The 18,959-nt window shown below is 77.2% G+C and carries 10 protein-coding genes; 7 read left to right on the plus strand and 3 right to left on the minus strand.

All coding sequences use genetic code 11. From position 1 onward, the window contains the following. Nucleotides 1-9: 9 nt before the first annotated feature. The 3 genes from FB458_RS21580 to FB458_RS07215 all read right to left on the minus strand — a co-directional run bounded on the left by FB458_RS21580 (nt 10) and on the right by FB458_RS07215 (nt 4,832). On the minus strand, nt 10-2,004 hold the full coding sequence (locus tag FB458_RS21580) for a protein kinase family protein (RefSeq protein ID WP_211355957.1): 1,995 nt from the start codon (nt 2,002-2,004) through the stop codon (nt 10-12). 93 nt (nt 2,005-2,097) lie between these two features. Then, nucleotides 2,098-4,350, minus strand: coding sequence for a DUF6049 family protein (locus tag FB458_RS07210; RefSeq protein ID WP_141847891.1), 2,253 nt, complete (start codon nt 4,348-4,350; stop codon nt 2,098-2,100). Continuing rightward, nucleotides 4,347-4,832: an NUDIX hydrolase gene (locus tag FB458_RS07215; RefSeq protein WP_141847892.1), complete on the minus strand. Its 486-nt coding sequence runs from the start codon at nt 4,830-4,832 to the stop codon at nt 4,347-4,349. Before FB458_RS07215 ends, FB458_RS07210 begins: the two co-directional genes overlap by 4 nt. Nucleotides 4,833-4,949: 117 nt before the next feature. Here FB458_RS07215 and FB458_RS07220 point away from each other — a divergent pair, with 117 nt between their 5' ends. The 7 genes from FB458_RS07220 (at nt 4,950) to FB458_RS07245 (ending at nt 18,938) form a co-directional block, all read left to right on the plus strand. Continuing rightward, on the plus strand, nt 4,950-6,434 hold the full coding sequence (locus FB458_RS07220) for a CCA tRNA nucleotidyltransferase (protein WP_246061104.1): 1,485 nt from the start codon (nt 4,950-4,952) through the stop codon (nt 6,432-6,434). Nucleotides 6,435-6,642: 208 nt separating this feature from the next. Then, complete coding sequence (locus tag FB458_RS21260) at nt 6,643-7,149, plus strand: hypothetical protein (RefSeq protein WP_170185590.1); 507 nt, start codon at nt 6,643-6,645, stop codon at nt 7,147-7,149. Continuing rightward, on the plus strand, nt 7,134-7,976 hold the full coding sequence (locus FB458_RS07225; protein ID WP_246061105.1) for a PP2C family protein-serine/threonine phosphatase: 843 nt from the start codon (nt 7,134-7,136) through the stop codon (nt 7,974-7,976). Before FB458_RS21260 ends, FB458_RS07225 begins: the two co-directional genes overlap by 16 nt. Beyond that, nucleotides 7,973-9,904: an FHA domain-containing protein gene (locus tag FB458_RS07230; protein ID WP_141847894.1), complete on the plus strand. Its 1,932-nt coding sequence runs from the start codon at nt 7,973-7,975 to the stop codon at nt 9,902-9,904. The genes FB458_RS07225 and FB458_RS07230 overlap by 4 nt, the downstream gene beginning before the upstream one ends. Continuing rightward, complete coding sequence (locus FB458_RS07235; protein WP_246061106.1) at nt 9,901-11,580, plus strand: serine/threonine-protein kinase; 1,680 nt, start codon at nt 9,901-9,903, stop codon at nt 11,578-11,580. The genes FB458_RS07230 and FB458_RS07235 overlap by 4 nt, the downstream gene beginning before the upstream one ends. An 11-nt stretch (nt 11,581-11,591) precedes the next feature. Next, a complete protein-coding gene (locus tag FB458_RS07240) occupies nt 11,592-12,284 on the plus strand; it encodes an FHA domain-containing protein (RefSeq protein WP_246061107.1) in 693 nt (230 codons plus the stop codon). Between the two features lie 324 nt (nt 12,285-12,608). Then, on the plus strand, nt 12,609-18,938 hold the full coding sequence (locus FB458_RS07245) for an Ig-like domain-containing protein (protein ID WP_141847896.1): 6,330 nt from the start codon (nt 12,609-12,611) through the stop codon (nt 18,936-18,938). The last annotated feature ends 21 nt before the right edge of the window (nt 18,939-18,959 follow it).

Raw genomic sequence — 18,959 nt, forward strand, 5'->3', positions numbered from 1 at the left:
TCGCCGGGGTCACCGGCTCACCGTGGCCTCGGCGACCTGGGCGCGGTAGGCGCCGTTCCCGTCGGGGGCGAGCTTGGTGAACCACAGGATCACCAGCTGGCCCTCGGCGCTGCCGGAGGGCGGGGTGAAGGTCAGCGTGCCGTCCTTGCCGCTGGAGCTGCCGACGAGCGTCGCCCCGTCGAGCGACTCGCGGGAGGCGACGTAGACCGACACGTCGGACCCGCCCACGAGGGTGACCGTGACCTGGCGGACCGGGGTCTGCTGCCCGAGGTCGAGGACGAGACCGATGCCGGTCTTGCTGAACCCGCCGAACGCCGCCGACTGGTAGGTCTGCGAGCGCCACATCGTGGACGGGTCCTTGTCGAAGGCCCGCGGCGCGGAGGCGTTGCCCTCCTGGCCGTCGCCCTGGGGGTCCCAGGGCTGGGCCTGCACGATGGCGACCTCCTGCAGCGGCGCGCCGGTGGCCGTCGTCGTCGCCGAGGGCGTCGGTGTGGCCGTGGGCCGGGCGCTCGCCGTCGCCGTGGACGTGGCGGTCGCGGCCGCCATCGGGCTGCCGTTGCTGCCGATCTGCGAGACCCCGACGATGCCGAGGACGGCGACGAGCACGACCGCGGCGGCGACGATCGCGAGGACGACGCCGGTGTGGTCCGCCCCCACCTGGGAGGGGACCCGCACCATCGGCAGGGGCGACTCGAGCTCCTCGTCGCTCTCGGCAAGCGTCTCCGAGACGCGCATGTCGCGGGTCATCCGCATCGGCGCGTCGGGTCGCTCCCGGCCGGGACGGCGCCGGCCGCGGGCGGCGGGGACGACCGGCTGCTCACCGGTGTCGTCGGCGCCGCGGTCGAGGACGGCGGCCCCGGCCACCGTCGCGCCCACGCCCTCGGCGCCCGCGGCGGTCCCGGCCCGGTCGGCGGCAGCCGCCGCGTCGGCGGCGTCCGCGGAGGCGGGACCGACCGCGGAGGCCGAGGTCTCACCCGCGGCGCGGCCCAGGCTCATCCCCAGGACGGTGGTCGCCCGCTTCGGGGTCGGTGCGCGGTCCCGCCGGTCCTGCGCGGCCGCCGCCTCCTGCCCGCCGGCGTCGCCGTCCTCACGGTCGTCGTCGCCCGCGAGCTCGAGACGCGCCGGACGGCCCCCGGGGACGGGGGACGGCACCATCGAGCGCGACCACGGTGCGATCTGCCCGGCGAGGTCGCCGGGGGTGAGCGGACCCTGCCCCTCGGCGAGGGTGAGCCGCGCGATGGTGTCGAGGTCGGCGGGCACGTCGGTGACGACCTCGGACGGCGCGAGCACGCCGGAGACGCTCCGTGGCGCCGGCGGCAGCGCCACCGGCGGCCCCTCGGTCCCGTCGGTCCCCCTGGCGCCACGGTGCAGCGCGCGGGCGGCGTGGTCGCCGGCCCAGGTGCCGGTCAGCGCCGCGTGGGCGAGGGCGACCAGGGTGACGGCATCCTCGCGGGACGCCGACGACGCGTCGAGGTCGTCGAGCCCCATTAGCGCCGCCTGCGTGGCCAGGCCCCGGACCTTGACCCGACCGTCGGGCATCCGCAGCAGACCCGCGGGGTCGAGGGCGCCGTGGTGCAGCCCGCGCCGACGGGCGGCCTCGAGCCCGGCCGCGGCCTCGCCGACGAGGCGACGTGCCTCCTCGCCGGGCAGCGGACCGTCGGCGACGAGGTCGACGAGGTCGCGGGCGCCGCCCAGGGGCTCCTCGACGACGTACGCCGTCGCGCCGTCGCGACCGACGTCGAGGACCCGGACCAGCCGGGCGTCCTCGACGCCCGCGGCCCGTCGCGCGGCGTCCAGGGCGGCGGCCGCCCGGTCGTCCGGTCGCCCGTCGCCGGTGTCCTCGGCCGCCCCCGCCTCGTCCGCCGACGCCCGGAGCGGGAAGCACAGGACGACGACCTCGCGCTCGAGGGTCTCGTCGGTCGCGTGCCAGCGCTCGAAGGCCGGTGCCTGCTGCACCCGGGTGTCGAGCACGTACCGGCCGCCGAGGGTCGACCCTGGGCCCACGCCGCGCACTGCTCCCCCTCGGGTTCCCGTCAGATCACCCGCCGCGGCCCGGTCGGGGACGACCGAGGACCCGTGGCGGGGCTTTTGCGCATCCTACGGGGACGCGACCGCGCGGCGGCGGCGGCGCCATCCCCGGGCCTGTCGCACGACGCCGGCGAGCAGGACGAGCACGACGACGCCCCCGGAGACGAGGTAGAACCCGCGTCCCGGCGGGTTCGCGCGCACGTTGAGCTGGGCCGGCGTGCCCACGCTCGCCCCGTCGGCGGTGCGCAGGTCGACGGTCACCGGCACCAGCCCCGCGGCGAGCGCGCGCACCCGCACCTGCACGGTGATCCGTGACTTGGCCCCGATGGTCACGGCGGCGGGTTGCTCGACGACCCGCAGCCGGGGGTTGCCCGGCGCCAGCCGGACGAGCAGGCCGGACACCGGGTCGGTGAGGTCGTTGACGACGGTGACCTGCAGGGTCCCCTCGTCGGCGAGGAAGTTCGTGTCCTGCGACACGACCCGGATGTTGCTCGTCGACGCGGTCGCCCAGCGCTGGGCGCCGGTGACGAGGCTCGCGGCCGCCGCGGCCTGCCCGCGCCAGCGGGTCGAGGTGAGCTGGTCGAGGGCGTCGGCCCACCGGTCGCGGTCGGTGCCGCGGTCGGGCAGCAGGCTCGCGACGGTGTCGAGGGCGCCGCGGGCGGTCTGCGCGCGGGCGAGCACGCCGGTGCCGGGCGCGGTCCCGGGCGTGGTCCACGTGCTCGTGCCGAGGGTGGAGACCGGCGACTCGGTGCGGGCGGCGGCGAGCAGCGTCGCGGGGTCGCCGACCTGCACCCACGGCGTCGTCCCCAGCGCGCCGAGGAGCCCCCGCAGCGCCGCGGGGTCCGGGTCCAGCCCGCGCGGCAGGGCGACGAGGAAGGAGCGCGGGATGCCGGGGCTCTGCCCGAGCAGGGCCGCGGTCTGCGCGACGAGCTGCTGGGTGGCCAGCACCCCCTGCTCGGTGCTCGTCGTGCGCGCGGCGAGGGCGCTGAGACCGTCGTCCCAGGCGAGGACGGGCAGCCCGCCGGGCGACTGGTGCGGCGAGGTGGGGGTGTAGCCGGAGGACCCGGGCAGGGTGCTGGAGGAGACGAACGCGCCCTGCAGCGCGGCGCCGTACGTCGTCCGCAGGCCCTGCTCCGTGGCCGGCGCCAGGGCCCCGTCGACGGGCCAGGCCAGGCCGGTGGTGACCGACGTCGTGGGCACCCGCAGCCGGGTGGCCAGCGCCGCCGAGTCGCGCACCTGCGCGGTGACGGTGGGGTCGCCGGCGCTCGCGTAGGCGGCCAGGTCGGGGTCCGCGGGCGGCAGGGCCCACAGCGGGTGCCCGGTCGCGCCCCGGACGAGCCGGGCGACGAGGGCGTCCTGCGCCCGCTCGACCCGGATCGCGGCGGCGTCCGCGATCGCCCCGCCGGTGCCCTCGGACGGGGTCGTGGGGGTCGTGGGGGTCGTGGGGGTCGTGGTGCCCGTCGAGGTCCCGCCGGGGGTGCTCGTCGGCGTGCCCGTGGACGTGCCCGTCGAGCCCGACGTGGGCGAGCCCGAGGACGTCCCCGACGACCCCGAGCCCGAGCCCGACGGGCTCGGGCCGGTGTCGTCGCCGACCGTCGCCGGGTCGACCGCCCACGCGACGGGCACGCCGGGGACGTCGGTGCCGGACAGCAGGTGGTCGACCGGGCTGCCGGGGCCGATCTCGTCGACCCAGGCGCGGACCCGGGCGTCGGGGTCGTCGGCCCACAGCCGCGTCGAGGGCTCGAGGGTGACGGGGGCGACGACGCCGACCTGCAGCGGCTGGTACTCCTTGCGGGCCCACCAGCCGAGGAACGTGTGCACGGCGCTGGCGCCCTGCGTCGACGTCACCTGCACCGACACCGGTAGCGCGCCCCACGGCGAGGAGTCGCGCACCCGCCCGGCGGGGACGGTGATGGTGAAGGCCACCCCCTGCCCGGGCGCCAGCGTCGGGGCGGGCTGCGCGGTCCCGTACGTCGTCCCGGTGGCGGGGTCCGTGCCCGCCGCCCAGCTCGTCACGTCGTCGCGGGTGTCGAGCCGCGTGGTGCCGCGCACCAGGCTCACCGTCGGGGCCTGCAGCGCCACCGACCCCGCGGTCAGCGTCCCCGTCACGGTCACGGCGGTGCCGCGGGTGACGACCGCGGGGGAGACGGCGGTGAGCACGACGGTGCCGGCGTCGGCGGTGGCGGCCGGGCGGGTCGCCGTACGGGCGGGGGTGGCGGACGAGGCGGGGGCCGCGGCGGCGGTGACGGCGACCGGGCCGGCGAGCAGGGCGACGAGGACCGCGGCCCCGGCCAGCCGCGCCGTCCGGGGCGGTCGCGTCACGCCGTCCCCGCCAGCCGCTCCCACGCCATCTGGGCGATGCGGCGCTCGTTGGGGAAGGTGAGGTGGCGGTGCACGTCGGGCAGCGGGAACCACGCGACGTCGATGGCCTCGTGGTCGGGGTCGTTCTCGATGGTCAGCTCGCCGCCGGTGGCCTCGAGCAGGTAGTGGTGCACGACCTTGTGGACGCGGTGGTCGGAGGTGGCGAACCAGTAGTCGATCGTCCCGAGCTCGGCGAGGACGCGGGCGGTGATGCCGGTCTCCTCGGCGACCTCGCGCTCGGCGGTCTGCGGGAGGGTCTCTCCCGGCTCGATGTGGCCCTTGGGCAGGCACCACTCGACCCGGCCGGCGCGGTTGCGGCGGGCGATGACGGCGATCCGCGCCGCCCCCTCGTGGACGTCGACGACGACGCCGCCGGCCGAGCGCTCCTCGACGGCGGGCAGACGGCGCGCGGACCGCGCCTCTCCCGACGTCTGCGCTGCCATCCCCCCACGATAACGACCGCGACCGTGACGCCCGGCGCCCTCGGGCCCGGGTGCGGGTCGTCCGGCGCGCCGTACGGCGTCCGGCGCCCCCCGCGCCAGCGCCTACGCTTGACGGTCGTGCCGCCGACCCCCGCCGACCCCCCGGCCGTGACCGCCCGGCTGCTCGAGCGCGCCGTGGCCGGGCTCGCCCCCGTCCTGCCGCTGCTGCAGGAGGTGGGCGCCCTCTTCGCGGCCGCCGGGCACGAGCTCGCGCTCGTCGGCGGCCCCGTCCGCGACGCCTTCCTCGGCCGCCCGGCGGTCGACCTCGACCTCACCACCGACGCCGAGCCGGACCGGGTGCTCGAGCTGACCCGGCGCTGGGCCGACGCGCACTGGGACGTCGGGCGCGCCTTCGGCACGATCGGGCTGCGCAAGGGGCACGACCACCTCGAGATCACGACGTACCGCACCGACGAGTACGACCGGACCAGCCGCAAGCCGCAGGTGCGCTTCGGCACCTCGCTCGAGGAGGACCTCGTGCGGCGCGACTTCACCGTCAACGCGATGGCGCTGCGGCTGCCGCAGTTGGAGTTCGTCGACCTCCACGGCGGGCTCGAGGACCTGGCCGGCCGGGTGCTGCGGACCCCGGCGACGGCGACCGAGTCGTTCGCCGACGACCCGCTGCGGATGATGCGGGCGGCGCGGTTCGCCGCGCAGCTGGGGCTGCGGGTCGGGACCGAGGTGCGCGCGGCGATGACCGAGCGGGCGCCGACGATCACCATGGTCAGCGCCGAGCGGGTGCGCGACGAGCTGTCCAAGCTGCTGCTCACCGCGCAGCCGCGCGAGGGCCTGCGGCTGCTCGTCGACACGGGTCTCGCCGCGCACGTCCTGCCCGAGCTGCCGGCGCTCCAGCTCGAGGTCGACGAGCACCACCGGCACAAGGACGTCTACGAGCACTCGCTCACCGTCCTCGACCAGGCCATCGCCCTCGAGGGCCCGCGCCGGGTGGTGGGCGTCGAGGCGCCGCTGGAGGTCCGCGGCCCCGACCTCGTGCTGCGGCTGGCGGCGCTGCTGCACGACATCGGCAAGCCGGCGACGCGGCGGTTCGAGGACGGCGGCGGCGTGAGCTTCCACCACCACGAGCTCGTCGGGGCCAAGCTGAGCGCCAAGCGGCTCACGGCGCTGCGCTACGACAAGGAGACGGTCAAGGCCGTCTCGCGGCTCGTCGAGCTGCACCTGCGCTTCCACGGGTACGGCGGCGGCGAGTGGACCGACTCCGCGGTGCGCCGCTACGTCACCGACGCCGGGCCGCTGCTGGCCCACCTGCACCTGCTGACCCGGTCGGACTCGACGACCCGCAACGCCCGCAAGGCGGCGCGGCTCGCCCGCACGTACGACGACCTCGAGGCCCGGATCGAGCGCCTCCAGGCGCAGGAGGAGCTCGCCGCCGTCCGGCCCGAGCTCGACGGGCACGAGATCAGCCGCGTCCTCGGCATCCCGCCCGGCCGGGAGGTCGGCGAGGCGTACCGGTTCCTGCTCGCGCTGCGGCTCGACGAGGGGGTGCTCGGTGAGGACGTCGCCCGCGAGCGGCTGCTCGCCTGGTGGGCGGCCCGGTCCGGCTGACCCGCGAATCGGGTTCGTCGGGCTCGGCTCGGGTCACGACCCGAGCCGAGCGGGCCGGATCCGATTCGCGGGGGTGCCGGTGGGGAGTCCTCCCCGTCGCGGTGAGGGGCAGGACGTCGTACGGTCGTCGTCCGCGGGGTCCCCACCACCGCACCCCGACCGACGTCCGTCGGACCCACCCAGGACCCACCCAGGACCCACCCACACGATGCCCACCCCCGTCAGCTTCCCGAGCGACCTCTTCCCGGGACCACCGAGCGTGCACGTCGTGCTGCCCGACGGCTGGGCGCCGGTCGTCGTGCCCGGGACGGTGCTGGCCGCCGGCCGGCTGCCGGGTGAGGACGAGCCCGCCGGACCGGTCCCCACGGTCGAGGTGCGGGTCGAGACGGGCGAGCCCGGGCTCGACGTCGCGGCCCCGCTCGCCGAGCTGCGGGGGTCCGTGGCGCAGCGGCCGGGCGGCGTCGCCTCGGACCCCTTCCGTGCGTCGCTCGGCGACCTCGAGCTCGTCGGGACCGACCTGTCGTGGGTGGAGGACGGCCTGGGCACGGTGCTCCAGGTCCACCTGCTCCACGTCCTGCCGGCGCTGGTCCCCGGTGGGCCCACCCGGCTGGTCCGGCTGACCGGGACCTGCGGAGGGCCGCGGGTGCGCGAGGAGTACGACGCCCTGCGCGAGGTCCTCTCGACGGCCACCGTCACCCCGTGGGCGGCGTCGTGATCCACGCCCCTGCCCTGGCCGCCGCGCTCGCCACCGACACCGGCCGGGTCCGCACCCTCAACGAGGACAGCGCCCTCGCGGCCGGCACGATCTTCGTCGTCGCCGACGGGATGGGCGGGCACGCCGCCGGCGAGGTGGCGAGCCGGATCGCCGCCGACGCCGTGGCCCGGCTCGACGGCCGCCCGGGCCTGCGCGTCGAGCACCTCGTCGCCCAGGTCGAGGAGGCCAACCGCGAGATCGTCGCCGAGGCCGGGCGCCACCCGGACCGGCGCGGGATGGGCACGACGGTGGCGGGGGTCGCGGTCGTCGACGTCGCCGGCGCGGCGCACTGGGCGGTCTTCAACGTCGGCGACTCCCGGGTCTACCACCTGCGCCCCGACTCGAGCCTCGTCCAGGTGTCCGTCGACCACTCCGAGGTGCAGGAGCTGGTCGACGCCGGCGTCATCACCGCGGAGCAGGCGCGCCGGCACCCGGCGCGGCACGTCGTCACCCGCTCCCTCGGCCACGACCCGCTCGGCGGCGTCGACACGTGGGTCGTCCCGCAGGAGGCCGGCGACCGGTTCCTCGTCTGCAGCGACGGCCTGACCAACGAGGTCGAGGACGCCGAGATCCGCGGCGTCCTGCTCGCCGTCCCCGACGTCGGCGCCGCCGCGCGCGAGCTGGTCCAGCGCGCCCGCGACCGCGGCGGCCGCGACAACATCACGGTGATCGTCGTCGCCTTCGGCCGGGTCCCCTCGGGCGGGGCCGACCACGACCGCGACGACGGCGAGGAGGAGACGGTCCCGAGGGACCGCCCGGTCGAGGGGGACGGACAGGTGACGTGGTGAGCACCCCCGCGCGGGTCGACGTCCCCGTCATCCTCAGCGGCTGGACCTACATCGGCGGCGCGACCCTGCACCTCGTCGTCGGCCTGCCCGACACCGACGCCCGGCTCCTGCGCGCCAGCGACGTCGCGGACGCCGAGGACGACCTCGGCGCGGTCCTCGCCTCGCTCGACGCCGACCCCGGTCAGGGGGCCGGGCCGGCGTACGTCGGCACCGCCCCCACCGACCGCGGTCCTCGCGTCGTCGCGCGCGGGCCCGTGTGGGCGCAGCTCGACGGCGACGGGGACCCGCGCGTCCTCGTCCCCGGTGGCGGTGCCCTGGACGAGGTCGTCGACGAGGTCGGCGGCGCGGCGGTGCGCACCGTGCGGCTGCGGGTCGGTGCGCCGCCGGCCCCCGGGGCGCTCGCGGTCCCGGCGCTCGCGGTCCCGGCGCCCGCTCCGGCCGTGCCCGTGGTCCCGGTCGAGACGCCGGCCCCGGCCCCGGCCCCGGCGGCGTCGGGCGACGGCGGAGCCGGTCCGCGGGGGTGGCTCACCGAGGACGACCCCGACCCCGTGACCCCGGCGCCCGTCACCCCGCCGGCCGTCACCCCACCGCCGCCCGCCCCTGCGTCCCCGTTCGCCACGCTGCCGCGATGGGGCGACCGGGCCCCGGTCCTCGCCACCCCACCGACCCCCGAGCCGACCCCCGAGCCGACCCCCGACCCGCTCGAGCACACGCTGCACGACGTGGCCCCGGTCCGGCCGGAGCCGCGGGTCGACCCGGTCTCCGCGGTCGACCCGGTCCCGGCGGTCGACCCGGCCCCCCCGGCCGCTCCCTTCCCGGCGAGCACCGCCCCGGACGACCCTCCGCCCGACTTCGGGCTCGACCAGCTCTTCTGGGGCACGGTGCAGCGCAGCGAGTACCTGCGCCGGCTCGAGCACGAGGAGCAGACGCGGGCCGAGGAGGCGCTCGCGGCCGAGGCCGAGGGCCCGGTCGAGGACCCGGTCGAGTCACCCGAGCCGGTCCCCGCGCACGCCCCCGATCCCGTCGTCGAGGAGCCCGCGCCGCCGCCGGCCGTCGTCGACTCCCCGGCGGTCCGCCCGGCGCCCGAGCCCGCGGACGGGGGCCTGCTCATCTCCTCCACCCCGTGGAGCCGCCGTGACGGCGCCGCCCCGGCCCCCACCGCGGCCCCCACTGCTGCCCCTACCCCTACCCCGGCCTCCACCCCGACCCCGGTCGCCCCTGCGCCCCCTCCGCCCCCCGTCGTGGTGAGCCCGGCGCCGTCCCCGGCCCCCGCCGGTCCCCGCTTCTACTCCGGCTCGGGCCCGGCCGTCCCCGATGCCCCGGAACCCACCCGCTGGGGACCGACCGCCCCGAGCGCCCCCACCACCCCCACCGCCCCCACCGCCCCCACCGGCGACGTCGACGACACCGACGAGGTCGACGACCGCACCCACGCCCGCAGCGACCTGCTCGGGGTGCCGGTCGCCGGACCGACGGTGCTCGCGGTGCGCTGCCCACAGGGGCACCCCAACCCGCCGTACGCCGGCTCGTGCCGCGCCTGCGGCGCGCCCGTCCCCGACCAGCAGCCGGTGCGGATCGCCCGCCCGCCGCTCGGGGTGCTGCGCCTGTCGTCCGGCGACACCGTCACCCTCGACCGGGGTGTCCTGCTCGGCCGCGCCCCGCGGACCCCCGACGTCCCCGCCGGCGACCGGCCGCACGTCGTCAAGGTCGCGAGCCCCCGCAAGGACGTCTCGCGCACCCACCTCGAGGTCACCCTCGACGAGTGGCAGGTCCTCGTCCGCGACCTGCAGACGACCAACGGCACGACGGTGGCCCTGCCCGGGCAGGCCCCGGTCCTGCTCCGCTCGGACGAGCCCCGCCTGATCGAGCCCGGCACCCGGATCTCGCTCGCGGACGAGGTCGAGGTCACCTTCGAGGTCGAGCGGTGAGCCCGCGCAGCCAGCACCGCCGGCCCGGCCAGCACGGACCAGACCCGGCGAGCGCGTCCGGGCCGCCGGACATCCCGGGGATGAGCTACCTCGAGCCGCTCGGCTCGGGCGGGTACGCCGACGTCCACCTCTACCAGCAGCAGTCACCCCGCCGGTCGGTCGCCGTCAAGGTCCTCAAGGGCCGCGGCCTTACCGACGACCTGCGCCGCCAGTTCGTCGCCGAGGCGGACACGATGGCGCTCTTCGGCAACCACCCGCACATCGTCCAGGTCTTCTGGGCCGACACCGCGCCCGACGGCCGGCCGTACCTCGTCATGGAGTACTACCCGCCGCCGCACCTCGGCGAGCGGGCCAAGCGCAAGCCGCTCACCGTCCAGGAGGTGCTGCGCACCGGCGTGCAGCTGGCCTCCGCCGTCGAGACCGCGCACCGCGGCGGGGTCGTGCACCGCGACATCAAGCCGGCCAACGTCCTCGTCGACCACTACGACCAGCCGGCCCTCACGGACTTCGGGATCGCCGGGCGCGGCGGCGCGGACGCCGACGTCGCCGACACGGGCGACATCGGCGTCAGCGTGCCGTGGGCGCCGCCGGAGGTCCTCACCGGCGACAGCAACGGCGACGTGGCCGGCGACGTCTACTCCCTCGCCGCCACCCTGTGGCACCTGCTCGTCGGCCGCTCCCCGTTCGCGGTCCCCGGCGGCGACAACACCCAGACCGGGCTGACGACGCGGATCAAGCGCTCCGAGGTGCCCCGCACCGGACGCGCCGACGTCCCCCTCTCGCTCGAGCGCGTCCTCGCGCGCGGCATGGCCAAGGACCGCCGGCTGCGGCCCGCGTCCGCCCTCGCCTTCGCCCGCGAGCTGACCGCGGTCGAGCAGGAGCTGCGGCTGCCGCCGACCCCGGTACGGGTCCGCGACGCCGGCGGCGGCACCGTGCTCGAGGGCCCGGGCGCCGGCCCGGAGGATCGCACGAGCGTCAAGGCCCCCTCCCGGGTGCAGGCCCAGCCACCCACCCCCGCGACGCCGTACGGCGCCCCCGCCGCACCCCCCGCCGCACCCGTGGGTCCCGCCGGCGAGGTCGAGGAGCGGACCGTGCGCCGCTCGGACGGGCCGTCCGGCACCGCCGCCCCGGGCCGGGCGGCGGGCGACCTCGGCCCGCAGCGCACGCCGCGGCTCATCGACGAGGACCTCGTCCCGCCGGCCGCGCGCCCCGCTCCCGACGGTCCGCCGGCCGGCCCGAGGGGGCGCCCCGGCTGGCTGGTCCCCGTCCTCGCGGCGGCCGTCGTCGTCCTGCTCGTCGTCGTCGGGGTCGCCGTGCTGCGCCCGCGCGGCGCGGCGACCCCCGCGGCGCCGACCCCGTCCCGCACGGTGTCCACCCCGAAGGACACCAGCGCGCTCGGCGACGCCGTCTACACGGCCCCGACCGTGACGGCGAGGGCCTCGGCGGGCGCGGTCGGTTTCACGTGGACCTACGACGGGCCGGAGAAGGGCGACACCTTCCGGGTCTTCGTCGGCCCGACCAAGGACGCCGCGCAGCAGGCCGCCCCGCAGACGGTGACGACCCCCGCCCTCACCCAGAGGGTCGCGGCCGGGACGACCCGGTGCGCCCAGGTCCAGGTCGTGCGCGGCGGGGTCGTCTCGCCGCCGTCGGACACGACGTGCGAGCGGGCGCTGTGATCCACGGGCGGGTGACGGTCGCGTTCTGCGGCGAGGAGCACACGGCGACGCCGGGGACGACGCTCACCATCGGGCGCAGCGGCGACGTCGAGATCGACGACAACCCGTTCCTGCACCGCACCTTCCTCAAGGTCACCTACGACGGCGGGCTCTGGTGGCTGGTCAACGTCGGCTCGACGCTCACCGCGACGGTCGCCGACGAGCACGGTCTCTTCCAGGCGTGGCTCAACCCGGGGGCGCGGATCCCGCTCGCGCTGAGCCGGCTGCTCGTGTGGTTCACCGCCGGCCCGACGACCTACGACTTCGAGGTCCTCGTCGACTCGCCCGCCTTCGTCGCCGTGGCCGCGGGGGAGGACCCGCCCGCCCGCGGCGCCGAGCCGGGGGAGGCGACGGTCGGCCGGGTGTCGTTCACCCCCGACCAGAAGCGGCTCGTCGTCGCGCTGTGCGAGCCGTTCCTGCGCCGTACGGCGCCCGGCGCCGCCGCCATCCCCTCCTCCGCCCAGGCCGCGGAGCGGCTCGGCTGGACCCTCACCCGCTTCAACCGCAAGCTCGACAACGTCTGCCAGAAGCTCGCCGACGCCGGGACCCGCGGCCTGCACGGCGGGGTCGGCAAGCTCGCGAGCAACCGCAAGGCCCGCCTCGTCGAGCACGCCCTGTCGACGAAGATCGTCACCGAGGACGACCTGGCGCTGCTCGACGCGTGAGCGGTCCGGGACCCGCGCGCGAGGCCCCCCCGCTCCCGTCGCCGGCTGCGCCCGCGCCGAACCGATGCCACACTGGTCCCCGCCCACCGGCACCACCGACACCATCGTCGCCACCGTCGCACCCGTCCCGGACTCGTCCATCCGGTCCCGATGCGCGAGGAAACCGGTCACACTTCTCCGGTCGCTCGTGGGAACGCTTGACCATCGAGGCCGGGTCGGGCGAGGCTGGGCCGCGCCGTCGGCACCTCGTCCGGGTCGCGGCGTCATCGCACCAGGGGGCAGGACCGCATGAGGACAGCCGCATCGGCACGTCGACGTCTCGGCGTGGCCTCGCTCGTCGTGCTCGCGCTCGTCGCCGGCGTGCTCACCTGGGTGGCGCTGCGCGCCGAGGGCGAGCTCGTGCGGAAGACCGACCTGCACGACGGCGGGGTCTGGGTGACCAACGGCCAGCGCGCGCTGCTCGGCCGGCTCAACAAGCCCGCCCAGCAGCTCGACGCCGGGGTCGCCGTCGACCAGACCGGCGGGTCCGGGCTCGACGTCCTCCAGGACGGTGCCTCGGTCGTCGCGCTCAGCGCCGCGACCAACCAGGCCACCCCGGTCGACACCGCCTCCGCCACGCTCGCCACCGACGGCGTCCTCACCCTGCCGAAGCCGGCCGCGACCACCGGGCTGGCCTACGCCGCCCAGCCGCCGGTCGACCTGCGCGGCGGCAGCGTCGCCGTGGTCGACCCGGCCACGGGGAAGCTGTGGGCCGCGCGCACCGCCGCCTCGGGCACCCCGACCCGCGTCGCCCTCGACGCCCTCCAGGCGCAGAGCACCCCGGTCGCCACCGTCGGGGCCGGCGCCTCCGTCGCGGTCGGCGCCGACGGCACGGTGTACGCCGTCTCCGGCACCACCGGCCGCCTCGTCACCCTCCCCGTCGGCGACGACGGCACCTTCGCCGCGCCGGTCACCCGCAGCCTCGGCGTGACGAGCAAGGCCCTCGAGGTCACCGCGGTCGGGGGCCGCTGGGTCGTCCTCGACGCCGCGACCGGCCTGCTGCGCGCCGCCGGGCTCGACCGGCCCGTCGAGGCCGCCGACGTCTCCGACGGCGGGCTCGCCCAGGCCGCCCTCCAGCAACCGGGCCCGGCCGCCACCTCGGTCCTGCTCGCCGGCCCCGACGGCCTGTCCGCCGTCCCCCTCGACGACGGCGGGGCCTCCGGCACCCTCGTGCAGGTGCCGGACACCGCCCGCCGCGGCACCGGGCCCGCGTCGGCGCTGAAGCCCACCGCCCCGGTCCGCCTCGGCTCGTGCGCGCACGCGGCGTGGGCCGGCCCGACGAGCACCTGGTACGGCCGGGCGTGCGGCTCGGTCCTCGACGGCGGCGACGTCGCCCCGGGGGCGAAGCCCCCGCAGGCCCTCGAGCTCGGCGGTCTCGGCGCGGCGACGCGGCGCGACGGCGTCCGGCTGCGGACCAACCGCGGCCTCGTCGTCCTCAACGACCTCGACAGCGGCAACCTGTGGGACCTCGACAACACCCCGCTGAAGATCGACGACTGGGACGCCGTCGTGCCGCCGCCCCAGCAGCAGGACAAGAACGCCAAGAAGGACCCGAACCAGCGCGACGACCAGGTCGTGCGCACCCCGCCGAAGGCCGAGCCCGACCAGCTGCGGGTGCGCGCCGGCCGCACGTCGACCCTGCACGTGCTCGACAACGACTCCGACGCGACCGGCTCGATCCTCGCCATCGCCCCCGGCGACGTCAGCCAGCCCTCGGTCGCCGGCGTGACGGCCGCCGTCTCGTCCGACGGCCAGGCCGTCGACGTCACGGTCCCCGACGACCCGGCCTCGAGCGAGTTCTCCTTCACCTACCGGGTCACCAACGGCACCGGCGGCGCCACCTCCGCGTCGTCGGCGCGGGTGACGGTGACCGTCGTCGACGACGCGGTCAACGGGGCGCCGTACGTGCGCCAGGGGCAGGCGCAGCTCGCGAAGGCGCGCTACGCCGCCGTCCCCGGCGGGCACGTCGCGGTCGGGGTCGTCGCCGACTGGCGCGACCCCGAGAACGACCCGCTCACCGTCGAGGCGAGCACCCCCGGCGTGGGCGTCGACCCCTCCGGGGCGCTCGCCGTCACCGCCCCGACGAGCCCCGGCGCCCTCACCGTCCGGTACGCCGTCGCCGACGGCCACGGTGGCTCCACCGCCGGCAGCGTGCCGGTCACCGTCCTCGCCGACGACGCCCGCCCGGTGCCGCCGCTGCCGCAACCGGACGTCGTGCGCGCCGTCGCCGGCAAGCCGGTCCAGATCCGGCCGCTCGGCAACGACGTCCCCGGCGCCGACCCGACCGACCCCGACGCCCGCATGCGGCTCGCCGCCCAGGTCCGCGCCCCCGGCCAGCTGCTCCTCGACACCGACCTCGACACCGGCGTCCTCACCGTGACCGGGCGGACCCCGGGCACCGTCTTCCTCACCTACGCCGCCCAGGTCGGGTCGGCGGTCGCCCCGGGCCGGATCCGCGTCGACGTGCTGCCCGACCCCGGCGCCGACCCCTCCCCGGTCGCCGCGCCCGACGCCGCCACCGTCCGCGGGCAGTCACCCGTCGTCACCGACGTCCTGGCCAACGACTCCTCGCCCCGCGGCGACGTGCTCGTCGTCCAGAAGGTGCTGAGCGACGCATCGTGGCTGCGCGCCTCCGTCGTCCAGGGTCGCTTCCTGCGCATCGAGGCGACCTCGTCGCTGTCCGACCAGCCGACCCGACGCGGGCTGCTGCGCTACACCGTCTCCGACGGGACGAAGACCGCCGTCGGCGTCGTCGCCGTCGTCCAGCAGCCCCCCGCCGACGCGCCCGTGCCGGACGTCGAGGACGACGAGGCGGTCGTGCGCACCGGCGACGTCGTCACCGTCCCGGTCCTCGACAACGACACCGTCTCCGGCGGCGTCCCGCTCGTCCTCGACCCCCGGTCGGTCAAGGTCGTCCAGGGCGGCGGCCAGGCCTTCGCCTCCGGGTCGGTGCTGCGCTACATCCCCGACGCGACCCCGCCGGGCGCCGACCAGGTCGTCACCCTGGAGTACGGCGCCCACCCCGAGGGCTCGGTCGCCACCGAGCGCACCGGGCGGGTCACCGTCACCGTCAAGCCGTTGCCCACCGCCGCGACCCCCGACCAGCCACCGACGGCGCGCTCCTTCTCGGCCAGCGTCACCGCCGGTGACACCATCACGATCACCGTGCCGACCTCCGGCGTGGACCCCGACGGCGACCTCGCGTACGTCGTCGGCGTGGTCGGCGGCGACGGCAAGGCCGTCGACCTCTCGCTCGGCCGCGTCCTGTCCGTCGGCCCGGCGACCATCCGCTACCAGGCCTACCCGCGCAGCGCCGGCACCGAGGTGATCCGGTACGCCGTCCGGGACCGCTTCGGCCTGGCCAGCGACGCCTTCGTCCGGGTCGGCGTCGTCCAGCCCGGCGACCCGCAGCCACCGGTGGCCGTCGCGGACGACGTCGTCGCCGCCCCGGGGCGCACCGTCACGGTCGACCCGACCGCGAACGACCTCGTCGCCCCCGGCGACACGGTCGAGTACGACGACTTCGCCCCCCGCAACGAGCCGGCCACCCTCAAGGACTTCGCCCGGCAGAAGGACGACACCTTCCGGGTCAAGGCGCCCGACGAGGCCGACCCGAGGACCCTCACCTACGGCATCACCGACGGCCTGTTCGACCCCTCGGTCTCCACCGTCACCGTCCGCGGCCAGAAGGGCTTCAACAACCCGCCCGTCGCCCTCGACGACGTCGCGCAGCCCAAGCCCGGCGAGACCGCCGTCGTCGCCGACGTCCTCGCCAACGACCGCGACCCCGACGGGGACGCCGCCTCGCTCAAGGTCGTGCGCGCCACCGGCGCCGGCGTCAGCGTCGTCGGGCAGCGCGTGCGCATCGCCCTGCAGGACCACCCCCGCGTCGTCCCCTACGTCATCGAGGACGCCGACGGCGCGCAGGCCATGGCGCTGGTCTACGTCCCGACCAGCAGCGACGGCGCCCCCTTCGTCATCCCCGGGCGCACGATCCGGATGGACGCGAACGCCACCGCGACCGTCGACCTGTCGCAGTACCTCGCCGACCCGCGCGGCCGCGCCCTCCAGGTCACCTCACCCGACACCGTCAGCACCTCGCCGAGCCAGGTCCTCGCGTCCGAGGTCACCGGCCCGCGGACCGTCCGGCTCACCTCGAGCCGCGACTACACCGGCCCCGGCGCGCTCATGCTCGAGGTCACCGACGCCACCGGCCCCGACGACAAGGCCGCCGTGACGGCGTACGTCTCCGTCCCCGTCCAGGTGGGCCCGCTCACCCCGGTGCTGCGCTGCCCGTCGTACGAGGTCTCGCTGATCGGCGGCGGCGTCCCGCGCACCGTCGACGTCCCCCGGCTGTGCCACGCGTGGCTCCCCGACGGGCTCGACCCGGCGTCGGTGACCTACACGGCGACCTGGGACCAGCGTCCCGAGGGCGTCGAGCTGCGCCAGCAGGACGGCGAGAGCCGGGGCAGCCGCGTCCGGCTCGCCGCCGCCGCCGACGCCCCCTCCGGCACCGGCACGGTCACCGTCGGCGTGCAGGGCAGCGGGGAGAGCGCGAGCTTCCGGGTCCGGGTGACCTCGACGAAGCCGGTGGCCACCGCGCCCGGCCGGCCGGCCGCGCCGCCCCCGGCCGCCCTGCCCCGGGTGCGCCCCATCACCGTCGACGGGCTCCAGCCCGGCCAGTCGCGCGCGGTCGACGTCCGCGCCTACCTCGACAGCCCCCTCGCCACCCCGCAGTGCAGCGTGAGCGGGGTCCAGGTGGTCTCGGGCACCGGCGTCACCGGCTCGGCGTCCGGGTGCTCGCTCACCGTCACCGCGTCCTCGTCCGCCCGGCGCACCGCCGTCCTGTCCCTGCGGGTCGCCGACGGCCCGGGCCGCGAGGTGCCGACCCAGGCGACCGTGACGATCAAGGCCCCGCCGGACGCGCCGGCCGGCGTCACCGCCGTCGCCGACCGGGTCGCCGGCGGTCAGGCCCGCGTCTCGTGGCGCCCGCCGGCGTACGACGGCGGTCTGCCGGTCCTCGAGTACGAGGTCCGCGCCTCCACGGGCAAGGTGCTGGCCTGCACCGCCTCGCCGTGCACCGTCACCGGCCTCGCCAACGGCACACCGGTGACCTTCACCGTCCGCGCGCGCAACGGCGTCGACTGGTCCCCGGCCAGCGCCCCCTCGGGGCCGGTCACGCCGGACACCAAGCCGCAGGCCGTCACCGTCGGTCGGATCACCCCGGGTGACCGCACCCTGAAGGTCACCTGGAGCGCCCCGAAGAACGAGGGCAGCCCGGTCGACCGATACCAGGTGCAGTGGGTGGACGTGAACGGCGGCTCGGGCTCCGGGACCGCGCAGGTCGCCGGCTCCGCGCTCGCCCACACCGTGACCGGCCTCGTCAACGACGACCAGTACAAGGTCCGCGTCCAGGCCCACAACGGCGCGGGCTGGGGCCCCTACGGACCCGCCGTCACCGCGCAGTCCGTCGGCACGCCGGCCACCGTCGCCGCGCCGCGCGTCGACGCGCGCCCGGCGACCCCGTCGACGTCGACGGCGGCGCTGACCATCACGTGGTCGCCGGTCGACCCCGACGGCCCGGCCATGCAGAGCTACACGGTGTGGCGCGACGGCGCCCGCCTGCGCACCGTCTCGGCCAAGGCCTCGCTCCAGGTGAGCGACAGCGTCCCGTACGACGGCCGCACCCACCGGTACGCCGTCTCCGCCACCAACGGCGGCGGGAAGAGCAGCAAGCCCGGCCCGGCCTCCTCGTTCCGGGCCGCCGGGGTCCCGGCCACCCCGGGCACGCCGGGCGTCACCACCGGGTCGCCGACCTACTCCGGCCGGGCGAGCTGGCGGCTCGGGGACCCGCACTCGGGCGGGTACCGCACCCTCCAGTGGGAGACCACGGCCGGTCACGGCGGCACGATCAGCTGCTCGCCGACCTGCTCGAGCGCGACCTTCGGCGGGCTCGGGACGGCGCCGCAGCAGCTGCGGGTCCGGGCCCAGAACGACACCCCCGAGTGGTCGCCGTGGTCGGCGTACTCCGCGTCCTTCCAGCCCTACGGGCCCACCCGCACCGTGGCGAACCTCCAGGCGTCGGTGAGCGGGAGCGGCGGCAGCTACACCGTGACCTGGACCTGGTCCACGGTCGAGAACGGACGGTCGGTCAAGGTCACGGCCACCGGGTGCACCTTGCGCTCGCAGACGTCGTGCTCGCGGACGGGCGTCGGCTACCAGACCACCGCGTCGGCGACGATCACGCAGACCGCCGTCAACGCCCCGGGCACCCGCCCCGCCTCGACGAGCAAGAGCGCGAGGACGCCGGACAAGCCGCTGCCCGCCGTGTCGGTGCGGCCGTCGTCGGCGACCTGTGGTGACAGCATCGGCGTCGGCTGCCCGCAGCCGGGTGTCTGCCGGACGGTCTGCAACTTCGTCGACGTCAAGATCGACAACTCGAGCGGGACGGCCACCTGCACCGTCAACACCGACTCCGGCGGGGGCTTCTCCCCCCACCCGGTCGCGGCCGACGGTGGCTGGCACCGCACCTCGTCGTACTACGGCGGTCACGGCGGGTGGGTGACGGCCACCTGCGACGGCCGGACGAGTCCTCGGTACTCACCCTGGCCGTGACGCCACGGCCCTCCCCCCACC

The sequence above is a fragment of the Lapillicoccus jejuensis genome, from assembly GCF_006715055.1.
Taxonomy (GTDB): domain Bacteria; phylum Actinomycetota; class Actinomycetes; order Actinomycetales; family Dermatophilaceae; genus Lapillicoccus; species Lapillicoccus jejuensis.